This is a genomic window from Autumnicola musiva, assembly GCF_031846585.1.
Classification (GTDB): Bacteria; Bacteroidota; Bacteroidia; order Flavobacteriales; family Flavobacteriaceae; genus Autumnicola; species Autumnicola musiva.
Genome location: NZ_JAVRHK010000054.1, coordinates 1 through 1720, shown reverse-complemented (window position 1 = coordinate 1720; position 1720 = coordinate 1). Strand labels below are relative to the sequence as shown.

Genomic DNA, 1720 nt, shown 5'->3' with positions numbered 1-1720 from the left:
ACCAACTCTATGCAAATCTGGCCCTGTTCTTTTGCTTCCCCACAAAAATGGAAAATCATATCTATATTCCCCAGCCTTTGAATACTCCCCATATCGCTCCACTTCACTTCTAAAAGGCCGCACCATTTGTGAGTGGCAGGAAACACAACCTTCCCGAATATAAATGTCCCGTCCTTCCAGTTCCAAGGGTGTATAAGGCTTAACACTGGAAATTACCGGCACATATTCATTTACCATTAAAGACGGAATAATTTGCACCGCCCCTCCAATTAGAATGGCTATGGTAGCGAAAATGGTCAATTTTACAGGCCTTCTTTCCAACCAGCTATGATAAGCTTCCCCGCGGGTACGCTTCTTGGTAAGTGGGGCAAGTGCAGCTGCTTCTGCCAGTTCATCTTCAACAGCACTACCCTGCCTGGCTGTTTTAATGATATTATACAACATCACAATTGCTCCTGCGATATAAATACTGCCACCAATGGCCCGCATCCAGTACATGGGAATGATTTCAGTAACCGTTTCCAAAAAGTTTCCGTAGGTAAGGGTGCCATCGGGATTGAATTGTTTCCACATAGACGCCTGAACGAAACCGGCAACATACATTGGTAGTGCATACATGATAATCCCCAAGGTACCTATCCAAAAATGTACATTCGCTAGCTTCACAGACCATAACTGTGTTTTAAACAATCTCGGCACTAACCAGTATACCATCCCGAAAGTTAAAAATCCGTTCCAGGCAAGAGCGCCCACGTGCACATGAGCAATGATCCAGTCACTAAAATGTGCGATGGCATTTACATTTTTAAGGGAGAGCATTGGACCTTCAAAAGTGGCCATCCCATAACCCGTGATTGCAACCACCATAAATTTTAAAACGGGATCTACCCGTACTTTATCCCAGGCACCTCTTAGTGTCAATAATCCGTTGATCATCCCGCCCCAGGAAGGGAACAGGAGCATTACAGAGAAAGCAACGCCAAGGTTTTGTGCCCAGTCCGGCAGTGAAGTATATAATAAATGATGCGGCCCGGCCCAGATATAGATAAAAATAAGCGACCAGAAATGCACAATGGAAAGTCGATAAGAATACACCGGCCTGTTCGCAGCTTTTGGCACAAAATAATACATCAATCCAAGGAACGGGGTAGTAAGAAAAAATGCCACCGCATTATGCCCGTACCACCATTGCACTAAAGCATCCTGAACACCGGAATATACCGAATAACTTTTTAAAGCAGTTACCGGAATTTCTATATTATTGAAAATATGGAGGACGGCAACAGTTACAAAAGTCGCCAGGTAAAACCAGATCGCCACATATAAATGACGTTGGCGCCTTTTAATCATCGTCCCGATAAGGTTTACGCCAAAAGCAACCCAAACTAAAGCAATGGCAATGTCTATAGGCCATTCCAGCTCGGCATATTCTTTAGAGGACGTAAAACCCAGAGGAAGAGTAATGGCTGCAGCCACTATTATGGCCTGCCAGCCCCAAAAATTGAAATTACTCAGGGCATCGCTCCACATCCTTGCTTTTAGCAACCGTTGGGTAGAATAATAAACTCCGGCAAAGATTGCGTTCCCTACAAAAGCAAAAATCACTGCGTTGGTATGAAGGGGACGTAAGCGCCCAAAACTAAGCCAGGAAATACCATCAGTTAAATTTGGAAACAAGAACATAGTGGCCAGTAATAAGCCCACACTCATTCCAATAATA

General features: G+C 44.1%; 1 protein-coding gene. It reads right to left on the bottom strand.

The features are described from left to right. Positions 1–1720, bottom strand: a 1720-nt coding sequence (gene ccoN, locus RM539_RS19760) for a cytochrome-c oxidase, cbb3-type subunit I (RefSeq protein WP_311505143.1), incomplete at both ends; no start/stop codon positions are given.